This is a genomic window from Paenalcaligenes sp. Me52 (assembly GCF_050487965.1).
In the GTDB taxonomy this organism is placed as follows: Bacteria; Pseudomonadota; Gammaproteobacteria; order Burkholderiales; family Burkholderiaceae_B; genus Paenalcaligenes.
Genome location: NZ_JBKQFO010000001.1, coordinates 649,538 through 676,525, shown reverse-complemented (window position 1 = coordinate 676,525; position 26,988 = coordinate 649,538). Strand labels below are relative to the sequence as shown.

Genomic DNA, 26,988 nt, shown 5'->3' with positions numbered 1-26,988 from the left:
TGATCCCCCACACTTCCGCAAGCCAGTACTCTTTATCGCTGCGTTAACGCTAACTGCATCGAAAGCCCCAAGAAAGCAGCACCGAACAAACGTCGCATCCATACTTGCACACGCTCATTGGTAATGACATAGCGCCTCACGCTCACCGCACACGCACCATACAGCATAAAAACCAACTGCGACATCAGCATAAACACAGCACTTAGCCATAACATTTGGCTCATAGGCATTGCTGTATCCACACGCACAAACTGCGGCAAGAACGCAAAAAAGAAAATCGACAGCTTTGGATTCAGCAGATTAATCAAGACAGCGGAAAGAATCACACCTTTGTTTGACCGCTCTACCGGCGTATCTTCAAAACGCAATGCGCCCTGTGCCCGCAACATAGCTATGGCCATGTAGATCAAATACACCACTCCCACATACTTAAGCAGTTGAAATGCCATTGCGCTAGTATGCAGCACCACAGCCAACCCGCTTATTGCCACCAACACGTGCGGAACAATCCCTAAAGTACAACCTAGGGCTGCCACCATGCTGGCGCGCAAACCACCCGACAACCCCGCCGCAATCGTATAGATCACGCCAATCCCTGGCGACACAATAATCATTAACGAAGTCAGCACAAACTCCATACTCATAAAAAAGCCTCCATCACAATGAAGGCCTCACTATCTCAGTATGTGTTCAGCGTATCTTGGACGAAATTGCAGCCGCACTACGAACAGCGCCGTGCATATAAACCGGGTGAGAACCCAAAGCTGCGCACAAAATGCCGTGTCATATGACTTTGATCTGAAAAGCCACTGGCATACGAGGCCTCGGCCAACGCCACACCTTTGCTAATCAAACGCTTAGCCAAATGCACTCGTTTCTGCACCACATAAGCATGCGGCGTTAAGCCTGTCAGTCGAGAAAAAGCACGCACTAATTGGAAACGACTTAAGCCCGCCTCATTCGCCAACTTCGCTAAAGACAGTTCAGCCAGAGGATCATCATCAATCATGTTTTGCGCCTTAGAAGCAGCGCTACCCAATAGCGACGAAGCAGGGATAGGCCTATCTACAAATAACTCCAGCAACAAGAGCAAATGCTCCTCCAAAGCCAAATGCATAGGATGCGTAAGCGGTTTGGTTAAAGCACTATACAAGGCACTAAACCGTTCTGCCGCATACGGCCGCGTTAAGACTGGGTACGCGAGCTCATGCCAAGCAAACCCCGTATCTGCTGTCATCTCTGTGAATTGCGTAGCAATAATCGCCGGATCAAAGTACAGCATGTGCCACCTACGCACATCCCCTATAGGCATACCATCATGCACCTCAGCGGGATTCACAGAAATCAAATCACCCGCAGTCGCCTCTACTTGCCCTCTACCACTTGAGGAACGCTGCGCGCCCTGAATAAGCATTCCTATGCCGTACTGCTCATGCACATGCTTAGCAAAATGACGGCCGCTCTCGGCTTCTACAATCTCAATACCTAAATCAGCTATGCGCTTTATGCTGAAAGCATGTCTGGACACCATAGCCTCCTGATCTGGTAATTACTCAGCCCGCACCCACGGCGCCTGAGCCAAACTACTAGCCAAGTAATCCATAAATACCTGCACCCGCATGGGTCGCTTGCGACCTGGTGGCGTCACCAATGACAGCGAAACAGACTCGGCTTCCCAATCTTGCATCACATGACGCAACTCACCGCTTTGCAGATGCTGCCATACCAAGAAGTCAGGCAACAATGCCAGCCCCAACCCATCCAACAAAGCTGGCTGCAATCCATCAGAGTTATTGGCACGCAACGATACTGGTGGCAAATGCTGCACGAATTCGCCTTTTATTGGGTGCTTGAAACGCCAGCTCATACCCGCTTTGGAGTAGGTGTAAAGCAAGGCCTTGTGATGTGCCAACTCCATAGGGTGTTTGGGCTCGCCGTACTCTTTTAAATAGGCGGGCGCCCCCACCAACAAAATACGTACTTTGCAGATATTACGCGCCAACAAACTGGAATCCACCAAGTTTGAAATACGCACCGCCACATCAAAACCCTCGGCCACTAGATCTACATGCTCATCATTGAACTGTATATCTAGCTCCACTTCAGGATTAGCTTTTAAAAACGTAGGCAATAACGGCGCCAAACTAGACAGACCAAAAGACATAGGCGCAGACACTCGAATCATGCCACGCAAGCTTTGTGACTGCTCAGTGATCTCGGCCTCTACCGCTTCACCCTCTTCCAATATACGGGTAGCACGCTCTAATGCCACATGCCCACTTTCAGTCAGCGACATGCTGCGCGAAGTACGATGAAACAGCATGGTTTTCATACGCTGTTCTAATCGGGTAATCGCTTTGGAGACTGTCGCGGGAGATAACGATAACTCTTCTGCTGCGCGCGCAAACGACCCCGTGGAAGCCACGGTAGCAAAGATAGCCCACGCCTCAAGATCTGGTAGTTTTCTCATGTAGTTCACAGCAAAAATTTCATGTATCCACCCACTTACTCTAGTGATCACATCAAAAATGGAAAGGATGCTATTCCTGATTTTGGATTCTCAGTGGAGTTTTGGACTCGTACACTAGACACATGATAAAGATTGTTCTGACAAGGAGCAGCCATGATTGAACATCGTCCTTTTACTAGCTTAGGTGGCGCACACCACGGCTGGCTAGATGCTAAACATCACTTTTCCTTTGCTGAGTATTACGACCCTAAACGTATGCACTGGGGCGCTCTACGTGTCTGGAACGATGATACCATCGAATCGAGCACCGGCTTTCCGCCACACCCTCACTCAGACATGGAAATCATTACCTATGTACGTGAAGGTGCCATCACGCACCAAGACAACCTGGGCAACCAAGGTCGCACCGAAGCGGGTGATGTGCAAGTTATGAGCGCAGGCACTGGCATTGTGCATTCTGAGTACAACCTAGAGCCTACTACTACACGCATCTTCCAGATTTGGATTCTGCCCACCCAACGCGGTGTAGCACCGTCTTGGGGCGCTAGACCATTTCCTAAAGATGATCGCGCCAACCGGTTTGTGGTACTGGCCAGTGGCTTCGCTGAAGATGGCGATGCCCTACCTATACGCACCAATGCTCGCGTATTAGGCGCCACCCTCAAAGCCGGTGAAAGCATTGACTATGATTTTGCGTCACCAGAACGGTATGGCTACTTAGTACCTGCCAGCGGTCAGGTGAAAGTGAATGACAACCTGATTCTGAATGCCAGAGATGGGGCCGCCATTCACCAAGAATCTACGATACGTATCACAGCCATCGAAGATGCTGAGTTGGTATTTGTAGATGCACCTGCTGTGAATTAACCGTTATTATTACCCGCTATTTTTGACCAAACACTCAAACAGGAACATCACCATGAGCAACACCTACCTTGCCGCACTAAAAAACCGTCGCACACAATACGCTTTGGGCAAAACACTGCCTATGTCACAAGCTGACGTGACTACCCTGATCCAAGATGCTATTCGTCTGTCGCCTTCTTCTTTCAACTCACAAAGCTCCCGCGCTGTGATCTTGTTTGGCAAAGAAAGCGAGAAATTCTGGGACATCGTGAAAGCTGAATTGCGCCGTATTGTTCCTGCCGAGTCGTTTGCTCCTACCGAAGCCAAAATCAACAGCTTCGCCGCCGGTGCAGGTACTGTGTTGTTCTATGAAGATCAAGACACCGTACGTGGCTTGCAAGAGAAGTTTGCGGCCTATGCAGACAACTTCCCTATCTGGTCTGAGCAAGCTAGTGGTATGGCTCAGTTGGCTGTGTGGACAGCATTGGCAGAGGCTGATATTGGCGCCAGCTTGCAGCACTACAACCCTCTGCCAGACGAAGCGGCCGCTAAAGAGTGGAACTTGCCTGCATCATGGAAACTGCGTGCACAAATGCCATTTGGCTCTCACGAGCAAGAGATTGGCGACAAAACTTTCATGGATGATGCAGAACGCTTCTACGTATTTGCCTAATCACCCTTGAGTGTTTGCTGCTCAAACCTATACAGCCCTTCACAATGAAGGGCTGTATTTTTTGCGCCATCGTTATTGGCTGACAGTACGCAGAAACTCTAGAACGGCAGCCCAAGACTCACGCCCAGCCCATGCATCGGCATAAGGCTGCCCACCGGTCGTGCATAACAATCTAGAAACAGGGTGCAAATACGTAGATTGCGACGTAGGCACATACGGAAAACGTATGGCATGGCCAGCATGTGGTGTGTTAATCCATTTCACCAGCGCAGGTTCAGCCCTGGATGCCAAGCGATCTACCACCATCTGACAAAAACGGCTGGCAGGCCACACCCCATCATCGGTACCTGATGACAACAACACAGGCCCTTGTATGCGCTCTACAGGAATACGTGCAGCATCCATAGCCGCTATATCTTGCAGTGCTGTCTGTATGGCCAACTCATGCCTATGTGGCACGCTGCTATCAAACGCATCCCAAGAAGCATGACTATTATTTTGCCAAAGATGACACAAAGGCTCGCCCTGCAATAACCATGCTGGCGCCTCTCTACCCTCATCAGGATCAGCCGCATTTTGTGAGCTGTGCACAAAAGCACTGGGAGCAAATGCAATCACAGCTGACACCGCTTGGGGATACGTAGCGGCTAACAATAGGGCAAGCTCAGCCCCTCTGGAAAAACCACTGATTGCCACAAAGTCGTTCAGAGGCTGCACGCGTGTACGTAACCACGCTAATGCCTGCTGAAAATACTCTAGATCAGTATGAGAAATATAGTCAGAGCGCCCAGGCACCCTAAAGTAGCCTAATGCCAAAGCCGCGTAACCATGTGACGCATAAAGCGCAGCTTGATGCTCTTGCACGCCACCTTCTGAACCACCCAGCACCATTACTGCAGGGCAAGGGAGAGCGCTCTCGGGTAGAAACAATACGCCGTAGACGCCATCTTCTTCTACTTCGATGCGCTTCACACCTGCCGCAGCGACTCGCTGTATTAAGGTAGCGCTCACATCATTTACACCGCTACGCACACCTATGGTGGTGACCAGCGGATCAAATACCGATTGATTAAATACCTCGCGAGCCATTTCTACCTGCGGTAACTGTGACCAAATTAAGCCCATTGCATCGGCCACATCATAGGTGCTGTTTTCGGACTCAGGCACTTGCTTAGCCAGCTCTACGTACCCTCTATCATCTGCCACAAACTCTGCATAACTAGTCCAGCGCACGCCCCGCCTTACCGTTGAAGCACTGATAGCGACAGTTTCACCTGGAACTGCCCCGCGTATAGAGATCTGGCGCGGAACATCTATCCCTGCGTCCGCAGGTGCCACCACTAGATTGAGCATGCCACTCTCCTGTCATTATTTGAGTACCGATCAAGCCTACACCCAGCCTACCTACATTACCGCATTTGCCGAATATTTTGCCGCATCACTCCCCCTACACTCTATTTGTAATATTTATTTACACCATTGTATGTAACAAAAATTAACACCAATAGAGCGAAGTAAGGTTATAAAAATGCATATTTATCCTTATTTTCTGCTTCTTACGCTTTTTCAATGACACATTTATCGCCGCAAACCAACTTTAATTTGTCACACACTTCCCTATAGTGAGACCTCTGTTTTCAAGGAGATTGGACATGACCGCTCTTCATATCGCCCCCTGGTCCGTCAACGCTGTTTTAGCTCTGTACGAACAACCTTTTATGGACTTAGTTTGGCAAGCCCAGACCGTACATAGACAACATCACGATGCCAATCGTATACAGCTATCTAGTTTGCTTTCTATTAAAACGGGCGGCTGTCCTGAGGACTGCTCGTACTGCTCCCAATCATCCAAATACAATACCGGCATTAAGTCTGAAAAACTGCTAGATAAAGAAGCAGTTATTGAGGCTGCCTTGAATGCCAAAGCTAACGGCGCTACGCGTTTTTGCATGGGTGCGGCATGGCGTTCTCCTAGCGAAGCACAGTTGGATAAAGTGATTGAGTTGATTCAAGCCGTAAAATCATTAGGGATGGAAAGCTGTGTGACCTTAGGTATGCTAAAGCCCGGTCAAGCAGAACGACTCAAAGAAGGTGGCTTGGATTACTACAACCACAACCTAGATACCTCAGAAGACTACTACAGCAAGATCATCACTACACGCAGCTATCAAGATAGGCTAGATACCTTAGACAGAGTACAAGCTGCGGGCTTGAATACCTGTAGCGGTGGCATTGTTGGCCTAGGTGAGTCCCGCGAACAGCGTGCCGCACTGATTACTCAGTTAGCCAATCGCAACCCCTACCCTGAATCGGTACCCATCAACCAACTGGCTCCCATTCCCGGCACACCCATGGCCGATAATGCAGCATTGGATGATTTAGAATTCGTACGTACTATCGCTATTGCGCGTATCACGATGCCTACCGCAGCAGTACGTTTGTCAGCAGGCCGTTCCAGCATGAGCGACACCATGCAAACCTTATGCTTTATGGCTGGCGCGAATTCTATTTTCTATGGCGATCAATTGCTCACCACCGAGAACCCACAGTTCATGGCTGATAAGCAACTGCTGCAATCATTAGGGTTAAATAGCCACTGCTATACACAACCGCACGACGCGCACACCGCACACACAGCACCTGGCCCACAAGCCGTGCTAGAAGCCCTGTAACTCTGAACCACCATGCACTTACTTCTTTTCAGCATTGTCTGCAGCGTAGGCGTTTCCATCTTCTTGAAGTTGGCTCGCCGCTATCAGTTAGATGTAGGTCAGGCTGTTGCTATCAACTATCTGACAGCTATTTCGCTGTGCCTACTGTTGCTGCGCCCCGATCCCATGAGCGTGCTCGCAGGGAACACACCATTTTGGGTATTGGGCAGCTTAGGATTTCTATTGCCCAGTGTCTTTGTCATTATGGGCAAGGCAGTTGAACAAGCAGGTATAGTGCGTAGCGATGCTGCCCAACGACTATCGTTACTCATTCCATTACTGGCAGCCGTACTGATCTTTGGCGAATCTATTAGCGGTACCAAAGGCTACGGCATAGCCCTAGCCCTACTGGCGTTGTTGTGCCTGTTGTCTCGCCCCAAAGCCGCAACTAACACCCTCACCCAACCCCGCAACAATCACGCCTCTCTCTGGCTGGTCGTCGTGTGGGTAGGTTTTGGGGTGATCGACATTTTGTTTAAGCAACTATCCAAAGCTGGCGCACAATTTGCAGGCAGCTTGGTCGTTAGCTTTACCATTGCTGGGCTGGTAATGCTGGCATGGCTGCTGCTACAACGTACTCGTTGGTCTACGCGCAGTCTGCTCTCTGGAGTACTGTTAGGCGCATTGAACTTCAGCAATATTTATTTCTATATACGCGCCCACCAGCATTACTCCGAGAACCCCACCCTCGTATTTTCTGCCATGAACATTGGCGTGATCAGTATGGGTACACTGATAGGAGCAGGGTTCTTTAAAGAAAAACTATCTTGGCTCAATATTATTGGGATTGTTTTGGCTGTTGGGGCGATTCTGCTGCTGTTTCCCCGTTAAGTGAAGCCTCCGGCTCCGGCGGGGTGAATTCATCCAGCTCGGGGCCTTCGTCTTCGATGACTGGGTCGTGAGAAATATCACTGCTAATATCCACCCTAGGGTCTAGCACTACCGCCACACTGGACTCAGGCATAGGCACGAACTCAGTAGGCGCATCAGGACTTAAATGCTCACCGGTCACTTTCTGTGGTCGTACGACTAAGATCAATGATGCGCTACATGCCGCCACAAACATATAGAACAACGCGCTGCTTAGTGAGTTCATCAACACACCCACCAGCAACGGACCAATACAGGCCCCTAAGCCGTACATGATGTACAAGATGGCACTCAAGCCTACCCTACGCTCTGGGTCTACGTTATCGTTCGCCAGCGCTGTACCCAACGGATACAAGGTGAATTGCAAAATACCAATGGCCGCCCCCAACCCCAACAAGGCCTGAAACGGGATATCTAACCACCCCCATAGAGGGATCGCTAACACCGTCAAACTAATGGCATTAATACGTATCAACACCACGCGATTGAAACGATCAGCCAGCCACCCTACTGGCCACTGCGCCACCACACCTGCTGCCACCGAGACCGCCACGAACAACGCAGCCTCGTCATTGCCCAAACCTACTCGTACTCCATACACAGGCGCTAAACCGTAGAACGAGCCAGTAATCATGCCCGAGACAAACAACACCGCCATAGACATGGGCACACGCTCAAAGTAGTAGCGTGCATTAATAGGTGCTGGCACTTGCAGGGCCGGACTCATGCGTCTAGTAAGTGCGATAGGCACCAAACTAAATACCGCACACATGGCCACAAACACCAGCGGTTTGTAATCCAGCTCAGGGAACAGCGTCAGCACCACCTGCCCTAGCACCGTACCCAAACTGGACATCAGCATGTAAAACGCAAAAACCACGCCGCGCTTTTCATTATCAGTTTGCTCGTTTAGCCAGCTTTCAATGCCCATGTACTGGGTCACCATGGCCGCACCAGCCAAAAAGCGCAGACCCAGCCAGAACCACATGTTGTCTACGAGTATCTGCGCCAGAATACAGACCGTTAGTATCGCGGCGCTCGCTGCATACGCACGTATATGGCCTACCCCAATGATCAATCGATGACCCGCTCGCGCGCCCACCACCAAACCAAAGTAATACGCTGCAATCAGACCACCGATCCATACCTCAGACACGGATTGTTCTGATAATCGCAAACCAATAAACGTATTGAACAGGCCCGAGCCTGTTAACAACACTAGGGTTGCCAAATACAAGGAGAAAAATGCGCCTACAGAGCCTGCCATGCCACGGTCCATTCTCTAAAAAATTGCCGACCCAAAGGTCGGCAGATTTACTTCAATCTATCCCCTTTGCGCACGCAACACCAAGGGGAAAGCTTTCTGCCCTACAGCTGTTTCAACAGTGTCTCGGCATCGCTACGCTCGTAGCCACCACCATCTTCCAGATTCAGGATTTTGACCACACCGTCTTCCAGCAATGCGGAGTAACGACGTGAACGCACACCCAAGCCCTTAGCTGTCAAATCCAGCTCTAGACCCAGTTTGGCTGTCCAGTCGCCACTACCATCTGCCAACAGGCGTACTTTGCCGTCAGCTTTTTGATCTTTAGCCCATGCGCCCATTACGAAAGCATCGTTAACAGCTACGCACCAGATTTCGTCCACGCCTTTAGCTTTGAATTCAGCCGCTTTAGCAATAAAGCCTGGCAAGTGCTGCTCAGAGCAAGTAGGTGTGAATGCACCAGGAACAGCAAACAGTACAATTTTCTTGCCTGCTACTGCATCTGCTACTTGAAAGCTATTTGGGCCCAGCGCGCATGTGTCTGTCGCTGTATGTACGTATTCAGCCAATGTGGCGTTAGGTACTTTGTCACCAACTTTAATTGTCATGGTTTCTCCACCTCATAAACCTGCAAAAACTACGGCTATGCCGTTCACTGTAAATATGATGCCGTATTCTGCATGACAATCTCGTAGACAGCCTCATAACACTGCATCACTCGTCTACATGATACAACAAGACCTGGGGGTGACAGGCACCTACCAGGTCTTGTTTGTATCAAGCCATAACCTCTATATCTAGATCGCTATAGCCAGCCTGTCAGTCGTGGGAACCACAGGGTCACTTCAGGGATGAAGGTTATGATCATCAAGAAGGTCAAACCTGTGAGCAACCATGGAATGGTGGACTTGGTCACTTCCGTTAACCCTAGCTTCGATATACTCGACGCCACATAGAGGTTTAACCCCACCGGAGGCGTTGCTAAGCCGATCTCCATGTTCACCACTAGCATGATCCCAAAGTGTACTGGGTCCATACCCAATTTCATCGCTACCGGGAACAGAATAGGTGCCATGATCAGAATCAGACCGGATGGCTCCATCACCATACCGATGATCAACAGCAGCACGTTCACGAACAGCAAGAACGCTACCAAACCCATGCCCTGATCAACAATCCACGCCGCAATATCTTGAGGGATTTGCTCGGAGGTCAAAATGAAGGCAAACATCACTGCGTTGGTAATGATGTACAGCAGCATTGCACTCATCGCGGCAGATTCCAACACAATCTTGCGCACGTCTTTGAGCTTAACGTCTTTGTATACCCACACCGCAATCACGAATGCATACACCGCACTGATGGCAGCCGCTTCCGTTGGTGTGAACACGCCACTGTAAATACCGCCCATTACCACAACCACTAGCATCAGACCCCATACGGAATCTTTAAAAGCAGCCCAGCGCTCACGCATACTGGCTTTAGGCATACGTGGGTAATCCAGCTTCCATGCGCGATACATGGTGGTCATACCCAGCATGAAAGCCAAGATCAAACCTGGCACCACACCCGCAATAAACAACTGACCAATAGAGGCTGTACCAACACGTACACCATCTGGGCCTTCTACCATCATGCCGCTGGTAGCAACCGCATACATCACCATCACAATGGAAGGTGGCAGCAAGATACCCAGACCACCCGATGTGGACACGATACCGGTACCAAACTGTACTGGGTAACCCTGTTTAGCCATGGCGGGAATCATGATGGAACCAATAGCCGCAACAGTTGCTGGAGACGAACCACTAATAGAGGCAAACAGAGCACATGCCAATACCGCAGCCAAACCCATACCACCCGGCAAGTGACCTACCATTGAGGACGCAAACCGGATCATCCGCTGCGCCACCCCACCGTGTGTTAAAAAGCCCCCCGCCAAGATAAAGAACGGGATCGCCATGATTTCAAACTTCTCAATACCGGTGAAAAGCTTGAGAGCAATACTGTCCATAGGCACGCTGGTCATGGTGAACAAGAACGTCATCACCGTCAGACCTAACGCAATGGATACCGGCATCCCTGTGAGCAGTAGTACGCCTAACAGCGCGAAAATAATAAAACTGGTCATGCGGATTCTCCGTCTTTCCTCATATCATCCAACCACTCTTCGCCAGGCTCTTCGTGCTCGTATTCGCCTTTATTGAGGAACGCGTACAACGCCTGCAAGAAACGGAAACACATCAACGCTGAACCAGCTGGCACCGCAAGGTAAACAATCCACACAGGCACTTCCAAGTCAGCCGATACTTGAGCTGTCTGGCTGATGCCATACACGAAACTGCCACCAATCCATGCCACCAGTGCCGTAAACAACGCACCACCCAGCAAAGAGATCACGATCAGTACTTTGCGTTTACCAGGTGACACCGCATTCACCAGCACGTCTACACCCACGTGAATGCCTGTGCGCACACCGTAGGCTGCACCAAACTTAGCCATCCACACGAACAGGTAAATACACAGTTCTTGCGCCCACAGCATGTTCACACTCACCACTGAACGGTAGGCAGACCTAAACATGGAGGACATTTGCTGATATTCATGTGCTCTGGACCACGCGACCATATCCGCTAGTAGGGACACAGAGTAACGCTGCGTCACGGACACGAAAATAATCAGTACGGCCGCAATCATCAACAAAGAGATAAATATCTCTTCAAACTTATCTAAAAAACGTAGAAACATGGCTTCTCCGAGACCCGCATACCCCACGCAGCACCGCTACAGTGGGGTGTGGTCAAGCCTATAAGATGTGGTCTATACCACCGACCAGAAAACCAGAAAAACTGGCGCATGCCTGCGCCAGTTAAAGATTTGGTTTTTATTCGACCGCTTTGTACACAGCGTCAATGGTTTCCTGACCAATGCGGGAAGCCATTTGCTGATGCACAGGGCGCAACTGTTTAATCCACTCTTGACGCTCTTCGTCAGTCAGATCGTAGAAAGTGGTTTTGCCAGATGCTTTCATCGCAGCCATGGACTCGTCGTTTTCTTGCTGAGCAATTTCGTTCGCGTACTCAGTAGCCTCTTCCATCGCTCTTTCTAACTGTGTACGGGTTTCTTCATCCAGACCTTCCCAGAACTTCTTGTTCACGATCACGGCATAACCCAAGTAACCGTGGTTAGACGTAGTCGCGTGTTTCTGCACTTCGTGCATTTTCTGGGTGTACATGTTGGATGGTGGGTTCTCTGTACCATCTACCACGCCAGTTTGCAGGCCTTGGTATACCTCAGAGAAAGCCATTACCTGTGGCACGGCATCTAAAGCTTGCATCTGGGCTTCCAATACCTTGGAAGACTGAATACGCATTTTCAGACCCAAGAAATCGTCAGGAGTGTGCAAAGGAGAGTTTGCACTCATGACTTTGAAACCATTATCCCAGTAGGCCAAACCTTTAATGCCTTTAGGCTCTAGTTTTGCCAGCAAATCTTTACCAACTTGGCCGTTGGTGACTTTACGCAGATCATCTTTGTTTTCAAAGATAAATGGCAAATCGAATACTTCAAATTCACGCACACCCAATGGACCAAACTTAGCCAAGGATGGGGCTAGCATTTGCACCGCGCCCAATTGCAAGGCTTCCAGTTCCTCTTTATCCTTGTACAGTTGGGAGTTTGGATATACCTCTACCACTACATTGCCATTGGTATATTCTTCAGCCAGTTGTTTAAAACGGTCTGCGCCTTTACCTTTTGGTGTATCAGGGGCCACCACGTGACTGAACTTGATCACGAGTGGATCAGCAGCCCACGCGCTAGATGCCATCAGTGCTGAAGCAACCAGCGTCAGTGTAAAGATCTTTTTCATTCTTTCCCCTCCATGACCCTGCAGGTCTATTTGCAAATGTTATAAAAAAACCAATATCCCGCAGAGTAAAAATATTTTTTTTCTTCCTCTATTGTGGAAATCCGAAGTAAGCACCTATATGCGTATTTTTAGCAGCACTTTTCAGGGTAAACACCTAAGCGGTTCATCCAGGTTAAATGCCTTTATGAGCTACGCACCGATAATAGCGATCGCTATTATCGTGATCCTGATTACGCTGTTTATTCTGTTATTACGTAAAGATAGGGTGGATGAGTTACGTACCAAACTGATTGAAGATGCTCTATGGGTAGAGCAAAACTTGTTCTTCCAATTACGCACACACGAAGAGAACCTAGAACGCCTCGCCTTGGAAATCAGCAAAGGCCAAGACCCAGAGGTAGTGCTCACCCGTTTAGAGCACATCAAAGGCATACATCCTGAATTACAAATTATTAGTTGGTTCGACCTACAGCGTGATGAACCGCTGACGTTGCCTCGAGGCTATAACGCACAACCCATCACCGCCCCCTTGCCGCGTTTCAAAGCGTGGTTTCCTGCCCGTAAAGACGAACAGCTAAACGAAGTACTAGTGGATTTCCAAGTCCCTATTTTTGGGGCGAACAATCAACCTACTGGTCTGTTACGTACATCCCTGTCGCTTAACCAGCTACTGACCAGCCAAATACCGTGGTGGGTAGCCGGACAATATGAAATTGTGCTGGTGGATAACAATAGCGATAGGGTCATTGCCAGACGCGTCAACACAGCGCTCAAAACCAGCGAACTGAGCTACAGCATGTCGGTAGACCCGCCGTTACACGGCGTACGGCTGCAATTAAAGCCTTACACCTCTGGCTCTACCTCTACCCAAACACTGCTGATCATCGTGATCGTAGGTTTGGCGCTTTTTGCCATCATCAGTTTATTAGTGCAGTACTACTACGCCCGCAAACGCCAACAAGCAGAACACGCCTTACTAGACGAGCAAGCTTTTAGACGAGCCATGGAAAACTCCATGACTACCGGTATGCGTGCTCGTGATTTAGAAGGTCGTATTCTGTATGTGAACCCAGCTTTCTGTAGGCTGGTAGGCTGGGAAGCCAATGAAATTACTGGCCTAGCGCCCCCTATGCCGTGGTGGCCGCCCGATATGGTGAATGAGACGCTAGATAGGCATTATCAACAAAATCGCATGCCTACTGCCCAAAGCTTTGAAACACGCTTTCAACACCGTGACGGCTCTATCCTAGATATACAGGTGCACGAAGCCCCGCTGATTAACAATCAAGGTAAACACGTGGGCTGGATGGGTTCGATTATTGATATTTCATCACGCAAAGCTCAAGAGGAACGTACTAGCCAACAAGCCGAGCAGCTACAAAAAACCGCCCACTTAATGAGCATGGGCGAAGTGGCCTCAACCTTGGCACACGAACTGAATCAACCGTTATCCGCCGTTGCTAGTTATGCCGCAGGTTGCCTGAACTTACTAGAAGATACAGACAGTAGCCCTGACGATCTACGTAGTGGGCTGCAAAATCTTGCTGCGCAAAACAAACGCGCAGGGGAAATCGTACGACGCACTAACGACTTTGTGCGTAAGCGCGAGCCGTTGCTAAAGCAAGAACAGTTGCGCCCCATAGTGCTGGATAGCCTAAGCTTTATCCACAATGAGATGCTGAAGCACAAAGTACGTGTGATGCTGGATATTCCTGAAGCCGATCTGTACGTGATGGCAGACCGCATCATGATTGAACAAGTGTTGTTCAACCTACTGCGTAACGCATTGGAAGCACTCAAAAACCAGCCACTTGATCAGCGTAAAATAGACATCAACATTCAAACTCGTGGCCAATACGCCTTAATAGCCATCAGCGACCAAGGGCCCGGCGTTGCTCCTGAAATGATGCCTTTGCTGTTCCAGCCTTTTTCCACCAATAAGGTCAATGGCATGGGAATAGGATTAAACATCTGTAGATCGATCATTGAACTTCACCGAGGTACGTTATGGTATGAGTCTTCTGCCAGCCACGGTGCCACTTTCGTCTTTACCTTACCGCTTGCCAAACATGACTAACGCACGTTCACCAGCCATCGTACATATTATTGATGATGATCAGGCTATACGAGACGCCCTAGCATGGTTGTTCAAAACCCGTAAAGTGCCTACCGAACAGTGGGACTCGGGCGAAAGCTTTCTGCAAGCCTGGCATCCCGAATTAAACGGCTGTTTGCTACTCGACATACGTATGGAAGGCTTATCGGGCCTAGAAGTGTTTGATCAGTTGCTAGAAAAAGGAGCGACACAACCCGTGATCTTTTTAACAGGACACGGCGATCTGCCCATGGCGGTAGCATCACTCAAACGAGGCGCTGTAGATTTCATTGAAAAGCCATTCAATGACAACGACCTGGTGGATAGGGTGTTGGAAGTTCTCAAAGACTATCAACTGCACCGTGATGAGCACCTGCGTCAGCTAGAGTGGCACGACAAACTGGCCTCATTATCGGCGCGTGAAAAACAAGTGTTGCAACTCGCTCTACAAGGCATGCTGAACAAACAAATTGCCGAAGTGCTGGACGTTAGCATGCGTACCATTGAAGTACACCGCGCCCGTATTTTGGAAAAAACCGGCACCAAGAATTTGTTGGAATTAGCCCGTATCTGTGGGAACGAACATTTCCTGCCCGCCGATAACCTTGAATCCTGAGCCAGTTCAATACTGTGCCACTATGACATGCCTATAATAAGGCAACCCAGTAGATCAACTTCTAGCTTCTGTTTCTCATCATGGCGAATACACCTTCCTCTACCGGCTTCGGTATCCCCGGCTCAGACGCTCGTTTGAGTCACCTTGACGAAAGCGGCAGCGTTCGCATGGTGGACATCAGCCATAAAAACCTCAGTGCACGTTCTGCTACCGCATACGGGCGCGTACGTCTGGGCGAACACGCCTTTGCCTTACTTTCTGCACAAGATAATGCTAAAGGTGAAGTGCTAACCACCGCGCATATTGCCGGGATTCAAGCGGCCAAACGCTGCGCAGAACTCATTCCTTTATGCCATAGCCTGCCGTTGGCTGTGGTCACTATAGAATTCACCATCGACGCCCCCAACAGCAGTGTGATTATCCACGCCACCTGTAAAACCACTCATGGTACCGGAGTAGAAATGGAAGCCATGACCGCATGCAGTGTGGCTGCACTGACTATTTATGACATGTGCAAAGCCGCCGACAAAGGCATCGTGATTGAAACGCTGCGCCTGCTGCACAAATCAGGTGGAAAAAGCGGGGAATGGCATGCCACAGAGGAGTCCGCTCATGACTAATGCATCGTCCATTACTGTGCTGTATTTTGCCCAAGTAGCAGAGCTTATAGGCACACGCCAAGAAAACTGGCCCTTGTCTGCCGAGTTGTCCGTAGCTGATTGGGTTGAAAGCTTGGTTGCACGCTATCCACAATTAGCACCACTACAACGCCGATTAAAAATTGCCGTCAATCAAGAATACGCACACAAACAAACACTAATACGCGTCGGTGATGAGGTTGCTGTGTTTGAGCCTGTCACTGGAGGCTAATGATGGTCACCGTACAAGAAGCCGATTTCAACGCGCAAGAACTGATACAGCAACTGTACGACCAGCACCCTGGTCATACCGGCGCTTTGCTGAGCTTTATTGGTTATGTACGCGACTACCAACCCGAACACCCAACTGAAGCCCTGATACTAGAACACTATCCGGGCATGTGCGAACGCGAAATCGAAGCCCTTTGCACGCAAGCCAAAGAACGTTGGGACATTCTGGCCACACGTGTTGTACACCGCGTAGGCACCTTGCACCGTGATGAACAAATTGTATTTGTGGCCGTCAGCAGCATTCATCGTGGCGAAGCCTTCAAGGCCTGCGAATACATTATTGATGCACTTAAAACTCGCGCCCCCTTCTGGAAACGCGAACAACTGCAAGACGGCCAAAAAATCTGGGTACAGCAACATGAGTCTGATGCCCAAAAAACTGCTTTATGGGATAACGACTGATCATGAGCCTGCTAGATTTTGATATTGCCCAACAACGCCTGGTAGATGCAGGAAAACCGCTAGAGCGCACAGAGTCAGTTCAGTTGCAGCATGCCCGAGGCAGGGTGCTGGCAGAAACAGTCAATGCCGCATTGAACATTCCGCCTGCTGATAACAGTGCGATGGACGGCTACGCCATTCGTTTTGCTGATTACCATGCCGATAAAGCGTTACCCATACAACAACGCGTGTATGCCGGTGATGTGCCTGAAGCACTGCAACCTGGCTATGCAGTACGTTTATTCACAGGCAGCTTAATTCCTGCCAATGCCGATACCGTCGTCATTCAAGAGTTGTGTTCAGAAGAAGATAATCAACTGCGTATTTTGGAGGCGCCATTCAAAGGCCAACACGTACGTTATGCCGGCGAAGACATGGCGCAGCAGCAGCCTATTTTGCAACGCGGTACGTTGCTAGATAGCAGCCATATTGCCATGTTGGCAGCACAAGGTATTGTTGACGTACCCGTATATGGTCGCTTGCGCGTTGGGATTCTCACCACTGGCAACGAACTCACTGAGCCCGGCCAACCCTTAAAAACCGGGCAAATTTATAACTCTAATGCCTCTATGCTGCGCGCCTTAGCTCAAGAAATGCAGACAGAGGTTACGCACGTTATACACGCTCCCGATACCTTAGAAAGCATTCAGTCGGCGTTAGAAAAACTCAGCCATGACTGCGATCTCGTACTGACCGTAGGTGGTGTGTCCGTCGGTGATAAAGATTTAGTCAAACCTGCTATTGAGGCTGCTGGCGGTGAGTTACAGCTGTGGAAAGTGCGCATGAAACCCGGCAAACCTGTCGCGCTGGCTAAGCTGAACAACACACCTATCATTGGCCTGCCGGGCAATCCCGTATCGGCCTATGCCGTATTTGCCTTGATGGTGACGCCTTTGGTTCGTGTGCTGCAAGGTCGCTCACAAGCCTTGCCGCGTACCAGCTACGGCAAGCTAGACTGCGATGCAACCCTGCATGGGACCCGCGAGGAATTTTTACGCGTGCAAGCCATTACGCATGAAGATGGCTCATTACACCTCACGCCCTACCCTCAGCAAGGCTCTGGCATTATTAGTTCTTTAGCGTGGGCTACCGGCTTAGCTAGAGTACCTGCCGACACCGATGTCACGCCAGGCACTCAAGTACGTTATTACGACTTTGCCCACTGGTGCGCGTAAAAGCACCCAGCGATTGGCAGCTAGCGGCGTAGTGATTGTGCTTGCTGCCAATCTTCAGGTGTATTCACATTCAAGAATTCCGCCTCAGCAGCTTCACCAAAGTGCAGGGCTTTAGCCTGTATAGCCGCATACCAGCTTTGCACCCTACGTTGCCCCTGTGCCAAATACTCATCTAAGGATGGAGCTAGGTCTGTGCGCAAGATCGCGCATAACGGATGCGTTTGAGCGGCGCATGCATAATGCACTGTCGTAGCAGGCGACTGTTTAGCCTGCTCTACCAGCATACTAATCACCTGATCTGACACAAAAGGGCTATCTACAGGAAGCGTCACAATGTATTCAGCCTGACTACGACGCATCACCGCTAGCATTCCTGCCAACGGCCCTTGAGCTTCGTACTCGCCATCACCCACCACTTCGCCCCACGCCGCATAATCGGCCTGATGTGCATTGGCACTAACAAAGAGTTTCTGACAATAAGGGCCTAAACGTTTGGCGGCATGGCCAGCAAAAGATAGCCCCTCTAACGTAAGCAAACCTTTATCCACTGCCCCCAAGGCTTGCATGCGGCGGGACTGCCCACCCGCTAGAATCAGGCCATCAATACGCATCTCAACCACCTATGTAGCTCATCTCTACTTTTTCTGCCTTGTGCCCTACTTCACCACGCACTTCAGAATAACGGTCTTTTCTGGCGCGCCATGTACCGGCTAATAAGCCAGCCAAAGCATCATCGGTCGCCCCCGCTCGTAGCGGGCCACGCATATCTACACCTTGGGAAGCAAATAAGCACAGGAACAAACGCCCTTCTGGGGATAAGCGTATACGGGAACAGTCGCCACAGAAAGGTTGGGATACGCTGGTGATCATACCGACTTCACCTGCGCCGTCCAGATAGCGATAGCGCCCCGCTACTTCTCCTGTGTAATTCGCTTGTACAGGTTCCAAGGGATAATGCTCATGAATACGGGCAACGATCTCAGCGCCTGTAATCACTTCCTTCATGTTCCAACCATTACTATTACCCACATCCATATACTCAATAAAACGCAGTATATGTGGCGTATTACGGAAGTATTCGGCCATAGGCACGATTTGGTCGTCGTTCAAACCCTTGCGCACCACCATGTTGACTTTGACGGGGAAGAGGCCTTCAGCACTGGCTTTTTCTATACCGTCCAAAACTTGGCGCACCGATACTTTACTATCACTTAAATGGGTAAAACGCGCATCTTCCAAAGCATCCAAACTTACCGTGACACGGTTTAAGCCCGCTTGCTTCAAATCACGCGCTTTTGCGGCCAGTAACGTACCATTAGTCGTCATGGCCAGCTCTACCGGCTTCCCCTCAACGGTGCGCAACTGGGCCAACATGTGTACTAAGTCTTCCACACGTCTGCGCAGCAACGGCTCACCGCCGGTGAGGCGAATTTTGCGTACGCCCATGCGTACGGCTAACTCCGCAACACGGGTAATTTCTTCAAAACTCAATAACTGTTTCTGCGCTAAGAATTCGTGCTCTGGCCCGAATATCTCGCGCGGCATACAGTATGTACAACGGAAATTACATTTATCCGTAACGGAAATACGCAAATCATGCAGTGGACGCCCTAACTGATCCCTCACCCCGCTTTCGGCAAGAGGGATCACTCGTGGTGATGCCTGCTTGGGAGACGAATTTGTCATGCTTGTAGTGTGCTGATTAATTTGTGTAAGGCTTTTATTCATGGCCCCTCCGCAGTACCGTAACGGAGAAATTATTTTATGGTTCCATTATCAGCTATCACGCTGATATTGAAGATTTTTCGCAGCAAAAGTGTTGCGCATACCGTTCGCTAGGCTACGATATAGCGGGCAACTTTTCCGTACCAAAAGCTTCATCCAAACTCATCACCGTACCTATGCCTTCAGCCTGATAGCCTATTAACTGACTCATATAGCCGCGGTAGTCGTCGCCTCGTATTAAGGCTAAAAACCGCTTAATCAGTTCAGACTCCAGGATGTCTTTGTGTACCGCGAAGAAGTAACGTTCTCTGGCAATAGGGATGAAATCCAGCCCACATCTACAGGCAGCCGTTTCTACTCCGAAGCCCACATCAGCCATGTCGCTAGCAACGTGTGCTGCCACCGCCATGTGCGTTAGCTCGGTGCTGTCATAACCTTGGATATTGTTGGAATCCAGATTTAAGTCTTGGATAATCAGCCCCAACAAATGACGCGTACTAGAACCTATTTGTCGGTTCACAAAGCGCACATCGGGACGCAATAGATCTTCTACACCACGTACCCCTTTAGGGTTGCCGTGCTGTACAAACAATCCGGTATTGCGATCACTCAAGAAAATCAATTGGTGCTGATCTGGGCGTAACCATGCACTGTAATGGTGCAACGCCTGAGACTGGTACTTACCTAGTGGTACTTGGAAACCTGCAATGTCGCACTCACGTCGCAACAGCGAGTTCAAAGCCTCTATAGCTGTTCTATAGCGTAGTTCTAGCGGCAAGTACGACAAGTCATTAGCCAGACGCATCAAGCCCTCTACCGCAAAGCCATGGCTAGCATGCAAGCGCAAGCGCGGTGGCTCGGTTGCATATAACCTAGAGAGTTCTTCTTGCAGTTCGGACGCCATACTTTCTAGCATAGGCGTCAAACGAGCATGTACACGGCGGTTTGCCCACAACAATCTTTTAGAAAATTGTGTCAGGGTTGTCCCTTGTCTGCGCGATGTTTCAATGAGGGTAGCTTGGAACTGTTGTTCCGCCTGACGCAATACCCCCCACGCATGCCTATATGACAAAGAACAGGCCTTAGCCGCCCCGGTAATATTTCCGGTGCTTTCGATAGCGCCCAATAAATTCAACACTTCGCCTAATTTAAAGGCGACGCCATCGTGATTTTCCAGTACCCATTCGGCCTCAATTTGGGCCTTAAATTGGTTGCTCATCTACTGTCCTTTTGATGAGTAATAACCCTTAATTATGCAATTTTTTGCATATTACGCTTGTTTAATATGCAACTGTTTTCCTATTGATATATTTGTGTTTGCTTTGTAGATTAAGGAAAAACATTATTTATATTATGCAAATAAATTCATATAAGCAACCTCAGAATACCCAAATTCTGATGTTTTAGGATGTACACCATGCATATCCCCTCTCATGCCAGTCAGTTCGAACCCGCTGACGGCCAGTATCAAGCAATCGTGGACGCCGCTATCGCCGCCCACGCCCACAAAAAGGGTAATTTGCTACCTATCCTGCATCATGTACAGGATGAAATCGGCTACCTACCCGACAGCGTAGTCGTGCTGGTCGCTCGTGCGCTTAGCCTATCGCGTGCGGAAGTACATGGCGTGATCACTTTCTACAGCCATTTCCGTCAGAAACCCGCTGGTAAACATGTGTTGGAAGTCTGTATGGCCGAGGCCTGTCAGGCCATGCGTAGCGAGGCCTTGGCTGAGCACGCACGTCAAAAGCTGTCCTGTGATTTCCACCAAACTTCGCCCGATGGCGAAGTTACTCTTGAGCCTGTGTACTGTTTGGGCCTCTGTGCCCAATCTCCTGCTGTGATGCTAGATGGAAAACCGCACGCACGCATGAACCCTGATCGCTTGGATGCACTGCTTGCCAAGGAAGGAGCGCAGAAATGAGCACAGCCCCTTTACGACTTTATGTACCCGCCGACACCGCAGCTGTTGCCATGGGTGCCGATGATGTAGTTGCTGCCATTCTGCAACATGCTGCCCAGAAAAATGTAAACGTTGAGCTAGTACGTAATGGCTCACGCGGCATGCTATGGCTAGAACCTTTGGTTGAAGTCAGCACGCCTGAAGGCCGCGTTGCCTTTGGTCCGGTAACCCCTGATGACGTAGAAAGTCTCTTTGCTGCTGAGTGGAAAACGCACCCACTGTGCCACGGTCTCACCGAAGAAATTCCATACCTAAAAAACCAAGAGCGTCTGACTTTCGCCCGTGTAGGTGTGATTGATCCGCTGAACCTGGATGAGTACCAAGCTCACGGTGGTTTTGAAGGCTTGAAACACGCCCTAACCATGGCACCGGCTGACATCGTCAAAATGGTGACGGATTCTGGTTTGCGTGGACGTGGTGGTGCGGCCTTCCCTACAGGTATCAAATGGAACACCGTTCTGAACGCTAAAGCAGACCAAAAATACATTGTCTGTAATGCCGACGAAGGTGACTCTGGTACGTTTTCTGACCGTCTCTTGATGGAAGGCGACCCCTGTACGCTGATTGAGGGCATGACCATTGCTGGTTTGGCAGTGGAAGCTACCTCTGGTTATATCTACGTGCGCTCCGAATACCCATTGGCTATTCAGGCACTAGACCAAGCCATCCAACGTGCTTATGAAGCGGGCTGGTTGGGCAAGAATATTGCTGGCAGCGGCAAAACCTTTGATCTAGAAGTGCGCAAAGGCGCAGGTGCTTACATTTGCGGTGAAGAAACATCCTTGCTGGAAAGCTTGGAAGGTAAACGTGGTGTGATCCGCTTCAAACCACCACTGCCAGCGCTGCAAGGTTTCTTGGGTAAACCTACCGTCGTCAACAACGTTATCTCGCTGGCTTCGGTGCCTACCATTTTGGCTAAAGGCGCTGAATACTACCGTGACTTCGGTATGGGACGTTCACGTGGCACCTTGGCCTTCCAATTAACTGGCAACCTGAAGCAAGGTGGCCTAGTAGAAAAAGCCTTTGGTATTACCCTGCGCGAACTGCTGTACGACTACGGTGGTGGTTCGGCGACTGGCCTGCCTTTACGTGCCGCCCAGGTCGGTGGCCCATTGGGTGCGTACCTGCCTGAAAAACACTGGGATGTGCCGATGGATTACGAAGCCTATGCTGCCGTATCCGCGATGGTAGGCCACGGTGGTATTGTGGCTTTCGACGAAACCGTAGACATGGGCCACATGGCTGAATACGCCATGAAGTTCTGTGCCATCGAATCCTGTGGTAAATGCACCCCCTGTAGAGTGGGTTCTACCCGTGGTGTGGAAGTTATTCAGAAAATCCGTCGTAACGAAAAACGAGAAGACAACGTAGAACTGTTGCGCGATCTCTGTGACACCATGCTTGCTGGCTCACTGTGTGCGTTAGGTGGCATGGCCCCTGTGCCTGTGCTGTCCGCCCTTGAGCACTTCCCCGCCGACTTTGGTCTGGAATCGAAGGCAACTGCAGACGCAAGTCAGCAACCCGCCTAAGGAGCCCACTATGCTAGAAACAGTTGCCGTACGCGAACGCGATCTAGGGACTCCGGCATCCCTAAGCACCACCATGATTGAACTGACCATTGATGGTCAGCACGTCGTGGTGCCTGAAGGTACTTCTGTGATGCGCGCTGCAGCCCTGAGCGGCATCAATATTCCTAAACTCTGTGCCTCTGACATGCTGGAGCCTTTTGGTTCTTGCCGTGTCTGTTTGGTAGAGATTGAAGGTAGACGCGGTACGCCAGCGTCATGTACCACCCCTGCAGAACAAGGCATGGTGGTAACTACCGAAAACGAAAGACTGAACAAACTGCGTAAAAACGTAGTTGAGCTGTACGTTTCTGATCACCCGCTGGACTGCTTAATGTGTCCTGCTAACGGTAATTGCGAACTGCAAGACACCGTGGGTGTGGTGGGCCTGCGTAACGTGCGTTACGGCTTTGAAGGCGCTACCCACGTACACGAAAGCAAAGACACCTCTAACCCCTACTTCACCTACGATTCCTCGCACTGTATTGTGTGTAGTCGTTGCGTACGTGCCTGTGAGCAAGTGCAAGGTACCTTTGCTCTGACCGTAGAAGGTCGTGGTTTTGAGTCCCGTATTGCAGCCGGTCAGAGCGACAACTTCATCGACAGTGACTGTGTGTCCTGTGGTGCGTGTGTACAAGCCTGCCCTACTTCTGCATTGATGGAAAACTCCGTCATTGACCTAGGCCAACCCGAACACGCCGTCATCACTACATGCGCTTACTGTGGCGTGGGTTGTGGTTTCAAAGCCGAAATGAAAGGCGAAGAAGTGGTACGCATGGTGCCGTGGAAAGACGGTAAAGCCAACCGTGGCCACTCCTGCGTTAAAGGCCGTTTCGCCTTCGGTTACGCCACACACGCGGATCGTATTCTGAAACCCATGATCCGTAAAAGCATCCAAGATGCATGGACCGAAGTATCGTGGGAAGAAGCGCTGAATTACGCAGCGTCTGAAATCCGTCGTATTCAAGACAAATATGGCCGTGACTCTGTAGGCGGTATTACATCTTCACGTTGCACTAACGAAGAAACCTACTTGGTTCAGAAATTGGTGCGTGCGGCATTCGGTACCAACAACGTGGATACCTGTGCTCGTGTGTGTCACTCCCCTACCGGTTATGGTCTGAAGCAAACACTAGGCGAATCTGCGGGTACACAAACCTTTGACTCGGTGATGCACACTGACGTAGTGATCGTGATTGGTGCCAACCCTAGCGATGCTCACCCTGTATTCGCGTCACGCCTGAAACGCCGTATACGCGAAGGCGCACGTCTGATCATTGTTGATCCTCGTGCTACTGAGCTGGTGGATTCTCCACACATCAAGGCCGACTACCACTTGCCACTGCGCCCAGGTACTAACACTGCCATGCTGACGGCATTGGCACACGTGATTGCTACCGAAGGCCTGATCGCTGAAGAATTTGTACGCGAACGCTGCGAAGACCAGTCCTTTAACGACTGGCGTGAGTTTGTCAGCCGCCCAGAGAACTCTCCAGAGGCTACTGAGGACATCACTGGTGTTGCTGCGCATTTGGTACGTGGTGCCGCACGCTTGTACGCGACTGGTGGTAACGGTTCTATTTACTACGGTTTGGGTGTTACTGAGCACAGCCAAGGTTCTACAACCGTGATGGCTATTGCTAACTTGGCGATGGCTACCGGTAACATTGGCCGCGAAGGCGTGGGCGTGAACCCACTGCGTGGTCAGAATAACGTGCAAGGTTCGTGTGACATGGGTTCGTTCCCACACGAGTTGCCAGGCTACCGTCACATTTCCAACAACGAAGCACGTAGCGAGTTTGAAAGCGAATGGGGCGTAACACTGCAACCTGAACCTGGCCTGCGTATTCCTAATATGTTTGATGCAGCCCTAAGCGGCTCATTCAAAGGCTTGTACTGTCAAGGTGAAGACATTGTTCAGTCTGACCCTGACACTCAGCACGTTGCGGCTGCCTTGGCATCGATGGAGTGCATTATCGTTCAAGACCTGTTCCTGAACGAAACCGCTAAGTACGCTCATGTGTTCTTGCCTGGCTCTTCCTTCATGGAAAAAGACGGCACCTTCACCAACGCCGAACGCCGTATTTCTCGCGTACGCAAAGTGATGGAACCCAAAAACGGCATGGCAGACTGGGAAGTGACCTGCGCGTTGTCCAACGCCTTGGGTTACCCAATGCTGTACAAACACCCACGCGAAATCATGGACGAAATCGCACGCCTCACACCTACCTTTACGGGTGTGTCGTACCAGCGCATTGATGAGCTGGGCGGTAGCGTACAGTGGCCATGTAACGAAGAAGCGCCTGAAGGCACCCCAACCATGCACATTGATGAGTTCGTGCGCGGTAAAGGTAAATTCATCATTACGCAGTACGTACCTACGGATGAGCGCAGCACCCGCAAGTTCCCCTTGCTGCTCACTACCGGTCGTATCTTGTCGCAGTACAACGTGGGTGCACAAACCCGTCGTACCGCTAACGTGGCATGGCACAAAGAAGACATTCTGGAGCTACACCCACACGACGCGGAAGACCGTGGCATTCGTACCGGCGACTACGTAGCCGTGAAAAGCCGTGCTGGTGAAACCGTGCTGCGTGCTACGGTGACATCCCGTATGCAACCCGGCGTGGTCTACACCACCTTCCACTTCCCTGAATCGGGTGCAAACGTGGTTACCACCGACAGCTCTGACTGGGCTACTAACTGCCCTGAGTACAAGGTAACAGCGGTACAGATCAGTAAAGTCACGTCTGGCCAAGTATCCGACTGGCAGTCACGCTGGTCACGCTTCAACGAAATCCAACAGCAGTTGTTGGACGAAGCGCGAGCACCTGAAGCGGAAGAAACCGCTGCAGTGGCAACAGCCCCTACCAGTCAGGAGAAAAAGCCCGCACTGAGTACCCAGAACTAAGAGTGGGAGGCGTCATGCTCACGGATGAATGCATCTCCCTCAATCAGGCCGAAGATGGTCTGGCAACGTTTCAAATCGTCAGGTGCGAGACCTCTAGTCTTGCACTGAGCGAACTGCCGGACCTCATCGCGCAAGAAGTGCCTATCGCGCTGCAATTCAATGGCATTAGCCATGCAGTGTTGCTAGGCACCCCTCTGGACTTGGAAGACTTGGCCGTTGGTTTTTCCTACACCGAAGGCATCGTACGCAGCAGTAGTGATATTTACGATATACAGGTGCAGCATACGCCAGACGGCATTGTGATCGATCTAGACATTGCCAGCGCATGCCTGCAACAGCTCAAGCTGCGCAGGCGGCAACTGGCAGGCCGTACAGGCTGTGGTTTATGCGGTTTAGAAAGTCTACAAGACGTAAAACGCGCGTTACCAGCTTTGCCTGAACCTGCTTATAATGTGGCCCCTGCCACGGTAGTTCGGGCCTTGCACCAGTTGCGCCAACAGCAAGTTCTGCACGAGAAAACCGGTGCTACCCATGCGGCGGCACTGGCCAACCAAGCAGGTGAGATTCAAGTTATTCGTGAAGATGTAGGCAGACACAATGCGCTGGACAAGCTCATTGGCCACCTACTGCGTCATGACGCCATGGCAATGGCCGCACAAAGTCTAGCGTTGGTTTCCAGCCGCGCCAGTTTTGAGATGGTACAGAAAACAGCTGCTGCTGGTATTCCTACCTTAGTCGCCGTTTCTGCACCCACTACCCTTGCCACACAACTCGCAGAGGAACTCAACCTATTACTCATAGGTTTTGGACGTGAACAGCATTTCAATGTTTACAGTCACCCACAACGTTTAACTTCTTTTTAA

The 26,988-nt window shown here is 50.4% G+C and carries 26 protein-coding genes; 14 read left to right on the top strand and 12 right to left on the bottom strand.

Going from position 1 to position 26,988, the window contains the following annotated elements:
* Positions 1 to 32 precede the first annotated feature (32 nt).
* From ACLO87_RS03100 to ACLO87_RS03090, 3 genes are all read right to left on the bottom strand, one after another.
* Positions 33 to 644 (bottom strand): LysE family translocator, encoded by a 612-nt coding sequence (locus ACLO87_RS03100; RefSeq protein ID WP_430222756.1) that lies wholly within the window; start codon positions 642 to 644, stop codon positions 33 to 35.
* Positions 645 to 721: 77 nt separating this feature from the next.
* Positions 722 to 1,531 carry a helix-turn-helix transcriptional regulator gene (locus tag ACLO87_RS03095; RefSeq protein WP_430222755.1) on the bottom strand — a complete coding sequence of 270 codons (810 nt, stop codon included), beginning with the start codon at positions 1,529 to 1,531 and terminating at the stop codon, positions 722 to 724.
* An 18-nt stretch (positions 1,532 to 1,549) separates the two neighbouring features.
* Complete coding sequence (locus tag ACLO87_RS03090) at positions 1,550 to 2,470, bottom strand: LysR family transcriptional regulator (protein ID WP_135863759.1); 921 nt, start codon at positions 2,468 to 2,470, stop codon at positions 1,550 to 1,552.
* A 153-nt stretch (positions 2,471 to 2,623) separates the two neighbouring features.
* Here ACLO87_RS03090 and ACLO87_RS03085 point away from each other — a divergent pair, with 153 nt between their 5' ends.
* Both ACLO87_RS03085 and ACLO87_RS03080 read left to right on the top strand, forming a co-directional pair.
* On the top strand, positions 2,624 to 3,337 hold the full coding sequence (locus ACLO87_RS03085) for a pirin family protein (RefSeq protein WP_135863761.1): 714 nt from the start codon (positions 2,624 to 2,626) through the stop codon (positions 3,335 to 3,337).
* Between the two features lie 52 nt (positions 3,338 to 3,389).
* Positions 3,390 to 3,989 (top strand): nitroreductase family protein, encoded by a 600-nt coding sequence (locus ACLO87_RS03080; protein WP_135863763.1) that lies wholly within the window; start codon positions 3,390 to 3,392, stop codon positions 3,987 to 3,989.
* Positions 3,990 to 4,061: 72 nt separating this feature from the next.
* On the opposite strand, the gene ACLO87_RS03075 is transcribed toward ACLO87_RS03080, so the two are convergent.
* The gene (locus ACLO87_RS03075; RefSeq protein ID WP_430222754.1) at positions 4,062 to 5,342 is read right to left on the bottom strand and encodes an acyl-CoA thioester hydrolase/BAAT C-terminal domain-containing protein; all 1,281 of its coding nucleotides are present in this window, start codon (positions 5,340 to 5,342) and stop codon (positions 4,062 to 4,064) included.
* Between the two features lie 299 nt (positions 5,343 to 5,641).
* On the opposite strand from ACLO87_RS03075, the gene bioB reads away from it, so the two are divergent.
* Positions 5,642 to 6,661, top strand: a complete 1,020-nt coding sequence (gene bioB, locus ACLO87_RS03070; protein WP_430222752.1) for a biotin synthase BioB — start codon at positions 5,642 to 5,644, stop codon at positions 6,659 to 6,661.
* A 12-nt stretch (positions 6,662 to 6,673) separates the two neighbouring features.
* On the top strand, positions 6,674 to 7,531 hold the full coding sequence (locus tag ACLO87_RS03065; protein WP_135863991.1) for an EamA family transporter: 858 nt from the start codon (positions 6,674 to 6,676) through the stop codon (positions 7,529 to 7,531).
* Here ACLO87_RS03065 and ACLO87_RS03060 read toward each other — a convergent pair.
* The 5 genes from ACLO87_RS03060 to ACLO87_RS03040 form a co-directional block, all read right to left on the bottom strand.
* Entirely contained in the window at positions 7,479 to 8,837 is a 1,359-nt protein-coding gene (locus tag ACLO87_RS03060) for an MFS transporter (RefSeq protein WP_135863993.1), read from the bottom strand. The genes ACLO87_RS03065 and ACLO87_RS03060 overlap by 53 nt on opposite strands.
* A gap of 101 nt (positions 8,838 to 8,938) precedes the next feature.
* Positions 8,939 to 9,442 (bottom strand): peroxiredoxin, encoded by a 504-nt coding sequence (locus ACLO87_RS03055; protein WP_135863995.1) that lies wholly within the window; start codon positions 9,440 to 9,442, stop codon positions 8,939 to 8,941.
* A 197-nt stretch (positions 9,443 to 9,639) separates the two neighbouring features.
* Positions 9,640 to 10,965 (bottom strand): TRAP transporter large permease, encoded by a 1,326-nt coding sequence (locus ACLO87_RS03050; protein ID WP_135863996.1) that lies wholly within the window; start codon positions 10,963 to 10,965, stop codon positions 9,640 to 9,642.
* Entirely contained in the window at positions 10,962 to 11,582 is a 621-nt protein-coding gene (locus ACLO87_RS03045) for a TRAP transporter small permease (protein ID WP_430222751.1), read from the bottom strand. The genes ACLO87_RS03050 and ACLO87_RS03045 overlap by 4 nt, the downstream gene beginning before the upstream one ends.
* Positions 11,583 to 11,718: 136 nt before the next feature.
* Positions 11,719 to 12,705: a TRAP transporter substrate-binding protein gene (locus tag ACLO87_RS03040; protein ID WP_135864000.1), complete on the bottom strand. Its 987-nt coding sequence runs from the start codon at positions 12,703 to 12,705 to the stop codon at positions 11,719 to 11,721.
* Positions 12,706 to 12,889: 184 nt separating this feature from the next.
* Between ACLO87_RS03040 and ACLO87_RS03035 the strand changes: the two genes are divergently transcribed.
* The 6 genes from ACLO87_RS03035 (at position 12,890) to ACLO87_RS03010 (ending at position 17,961) form a co-directional block, all read left to right on the top strand.
* The gene (locus ACLO87_RS03035; RefSeq protein WP_430222750.1) at positions 12,890 to 14,782 is read left to right on the top strand and encodes a PAS domain-containing sensor histidine kinase; all 1,893 of its coding nucleotides are present in this window, start codon (positions 12,890 to 12,892) and stop codon (positions 14,780 to 14,782) included.
* Positions 14,775 to 15,416, top strand: coding sequence for a response regulator transcription factor (locus tag ACLO87_RS03030; protein ID WP_135864004.1), 642 nt, complete (start codon positions 14,775 to 14,777; stop codon positions 15,414 to 15,416). The genes ACLO87_RS03035 and ACLO87_RS03030 overlap by 8 nt, the downstream gene beginning before the upstream one ends.
* 80 nt (positions 15,417 to 15,496) lie before the next feature.
* A complete protein-coding gene (moaC, locus tag ACLO87_RS03025) occupies positions 15,497 to 16,036 on the top strand; it encodes a cyclic pyranopterin monophosphate synthase MoaC (protein WP_135864006.1) in 540 nt (179 codons plus the stop codon).
* The gene (moaD, locus tag ACLO87_RS03020) at positions 16,029 to 16,286 is read left to right on the top strand and encodes a molybdopterin converting factor subunit 1 (protein ID WP_430222749.1); all 258 of its coding nucleotides are present in this window, start codon (positions 16,029 to 16,031) and stop codon (positions 16,284 to 16,286) included. Before moaC ends, moaD begins: the two co-directional genes overlap by 8 nt.
* Positions 16,287 to 16,288: 2 nt before the next feature.
* Positions 16,289 to 16,747 (top strand): molybdenum cofactor biosynthesis protein MoaE, encoded by a 459-nt coding sequence (locus ACLO87_RS03015; RefSeq protein ID WP_135864015.1) that lies wholly within the window; start codon positions 16,289 to 16,291, stop codon positions 16,745 to 16,747.
* A gap of 8 nt (positions 16,748 to 16,755) precedes the next feature.
* The gene (locus ACLO87_RS03010; RefSeq protein ID WP_430223716.1) at positions 16,756 to 17,961 is read left to right on the top strand and encodes a molybdopterin molybdotransferase MoeA; all 1,206 of its coding nucleotides are present in this window, start codon (positions 16,756 to 16,758) and stop codon (positions 17,959 to 17,961) included.
* A gap of 20 nt (positions 17,962 to 17,981) precedes the next feature.
* On the opposite strand, the gene mobA is transcribed toward ACLO87_RS03010, so the two are convergent.
* The 3 genes from mobA to ACLO87_RS02995 all read right to left on the bottom strand — a co-directional run bounded on the left by mobA (position 17,982) and on the right by ACLO87_RS02995 (position 20,905).
* Complete coding sequence (gene mobA / locus ACLO87_RS03005) at positions 17,982 to 18,572, bottom strand: molybdenum cofactor guanylyltransferase MobA (RefSeq protein ID WP_430222748.1); 591 nt, start codon at positions 18,570 to 18,572, stop codon at positions 17,982 to 17,984.
* A gap of 1 nt (position 18,573) precedes the next feature.
* A complete protein-coding gene (moaA, locus tag ACLO87_RS03000; RefSeq protein ID WP_430222747.1) occupies positions 18,574 to 19,647 on the bottom strand; it encodes a GTP 3',8-cyclase MoaA in 1,074 nt (357 codons plus the stop codon).
* Between the two features lie 154 nt (positions 19,648 to 19,801).
* A complete protein-coding gene (locus tag ACLO87_RS02995) occupies positions 19,802 to 20,905 on the bottom strand; it encodes a substrate-binding domain-containing protein (RefSeq protein ID WP_135864014.1) in 1,104 nt (367 codons plus the stop codon).
* 198 nt (positions 20,906 to 21,103) lie between these two features.
* Here ACLO87_RS02995 and ACLO87_RS02990 point away from each other — a divergent pair, with 198 nt between their 5' ends.
* Genes ACLO87_RS02990 through fdhD form a run of 4 tightly spaced genes read left to right on the top strand, consistent with a single transcriptional unit; the run spans position 21,104 to position 26,988 of the window.
* Positions 21,104 to 21,610 carry a formate dehydrogenase subunit gamma gene (locus ACLO87_RS02990; protein ID WP_135866643.1) on the top strand — a complete coding sequence of 169 codons (507 nt, stop codon included), beginning with the start codon at positions 21,104 to 21,106 and terminating at the stop codon, positions 21,608 to 21,610.
* Positions 21,607 to 23,178: a formate dehydrogenase beta subunit gene (locus ACLO87_RS02985; protein WP_430222746.1), complete on the top strand. Its 1,572-nt coding sequence runs from the start codon at positions 21,607 to 21,609 to the stop codon at positions 23,176 to 23,178. Before ACLO87_RS02990 ends, ACLO87_RS02985 begins: the two co-directional genes overlap by 4 nt.
* A 10-nt stretch (positions 23,179 to 23,188) precedes the next feature.
* Entirely contained in the window at positions 23,189 to 26,125 is a 2,937-nt protein-coding gene (gene fdhF, locus ACLO87_RS02980; RefSeq protein WP_430222744.1) for a formate dehydrogenase subunit alpha, read from the top strand.
* A 14-nt stretch (positions 26,126 to 26,139) separates the two neighbouring features.
* Complete coding sequence (gene fdhD, locus ACLO87_RS02975) at positions 26,140 to 26,988, top strand: formate dehydrogenase accessory sulfurtransferase FdhD (protein ID WP_135865234.1); 849 nt, start codon at positions 26,140 to 26,142, stop codon at positions 26,986 to 26,988.

Excerpts from the sequence above, each read along its gene's own strand:
- ACLO87_RS03080 (WP_135863763.1), top strand. The coding sequence starts at position 3,390 with ATGAGCAACACCTACCTTGCCGCACTAAAAAACCGTCGCACACAATAC.
- bioB (WP_430222752.1), top strand. The coding sequence starts at position 5,642 with ATGACCGCTCTTCATATCGCCCCCTGGTCCGTCAACGCTGTTTTAGCT.
- ACLO87_RS03060 (WP_135863993.1), bottom strand. The coding sequence starts at position 8,837 with ATGGCAGGCTCTGTAGGCGCATTTTTCTCCTTGTATTTGGCAACCCTA.
- mobA (WP_430222748.1), bottom strand. The coding sequence starts at position 18,572 with ATGCGTATTGATGGCCTGATTCTAGCGGGTGGGCAGTCCCGCCGCATG.
- moaC (WP_135864006.1), top strand. The coding sequence starts at position 15,497 with ATGGCGAATACACCTTCCTCTACCGGCTTCGGTATCCCCGGCTCAGAC.
- ACLO87_RS03090 (WP_135863759.1), bottom strand. The coding sequence starts at position 2,470 with ATGAGAAAACTACCAGATCTTGAGGCGTGGGCTATCTTTGCTACCGTG.
- ACLO87_RS03065 (WP_135863991.1), top strand. The coding sequence starts at position 6,674 with ATGCACTTACTTCTTTTCAGCATTGTCTGCAGCGTAGGCGTTTCCATC.
- fdhD (WP_135865234.1), top strand. The coding sequence starts at position 26,140 with ATGCTCACGGATGAATGCATCTCCCTCAATCAGGCCGAAGATGGTCTG.
- ACLO87_RS03030 (WP_135864004.1), top strand. The coding sequence starts at position 14,775 with ATGACTAACGCACGTTCACCAGCCATCGTACATATTATTGATGATGAT.
- moaA (WP_430222747.1), bottom strand. The coding sequence starts at position 19,647 with ATGACAAATTCGTCTCCCAAGCAGGCATCACCACGAGTGATCCCTCTT.
- ACLO87_RS02995 (WP_135864014.1), bottom strand. The coding sequence starts at position 20,905 with ATGAGCAACCAATTTAAGGCCCAAATTGAGGCCGAATGGGTACTGGAA.
- ACLO87_RS03055 (WP_135863995.1), bottom strand. The coding sequence starts at position 9,442 with ATGACAATTAAAGTTGGTGACAAAGTACCTAACGCCACATTGGCTGAA.
- ACLO87_RS03075 (WP_430222754.1), bottom strand. The coding sequence starts at position 5,342 with ATGCTCAATCTAGTGGTGGCACCTGCGGACGCAGGGATAGATGTTCCG.
- ACLO87_RS03050 (WP_135863996.1), bottom strand. The coding sequence starts at position 10,965 with ATGACCAGTTTTATTATTTTCGCGCTGTTAGGCGTACTACTGCTCACA.
- ACLO87_RS03015 (WP_135864015.1), top strand. The coding sequence starts at position 16,289 with ATGGTCACCGTACAAGAAGCCGATTTCAACGCGCAAGAACTGATACAG.
- ACLO87_RS03100 (WP_430222756.1), bottom strand. The coding sequence starts at position 644 with ATGAGTATGGAGTTTGTGCTGACTTCGTTAATGATTATTGTGTCGCCA.
- ACLO87_RS02990 (WP_135866643.1), top strand. The coding sequence starts at position 21,104 with ATGCATATCCCCTCTCATGCCAGTCAGTTCGAACCCGCTGACGGCCAG.
- fdhF (WP_430222744.1), top strand. The coding sequence starts at position 23,189 with ATGCTAGAAACAGTTGCCGTACGCGAACGCGATCTAGGGACTCCGGCA.
- ACLO87_RS02985 (WP_430222746.1), top strand. The coding sequence starts at position 21,607 with ATGAGCACAGCCCCTTTACGACTTTATGTACCCGCCGACACCGCAGCT.
- ACLO87_RS03045 (WP_430222751.1), bottom strand. The coding sequence starts at position 11,582 with ATGTTTCTACGTTTTTTAGATAAGTTTGAAGAGATATTTATCTCTTTG.
- ACLO87_RS03095 (WP_430222755.1), bottom strand. The coding sequence starts at position 1,531 with ATGGTGTCCAGACATGCTTTCAGCATAAAGCGCATAGCTGATTTAGGT.
- moaD (WP_430222749.1), top strand. The coding sequence starts at position 16,029 with ATGACTAATGCATCGTCCATTACTGTGCTGTATTTTGCCCAAGTAGCA.
- ACLO87_RS03035 (WP_430222750.1), top strand. The coding sequence starts at position 12,890 with ATGAGCTACGCACCGATAATAGCGATCGCTATTATCGTGATCCTGATT.
- ACLO87_RS03040 (WP_135864000.1), bottom strand. The coding sequence starts at position 12,705 with ATGAAAAAGATCTTTACACTGACGCTGGTTGCTTCAGCACTGATGGCA.
- ACLO87_RS03085 (WP_135863761.1), top strand. The coding sequence starts at position 2,624 with ATGATTGAACATCGTCCTTTTACTAGCTTAGGTGGCGCACACCACGGC.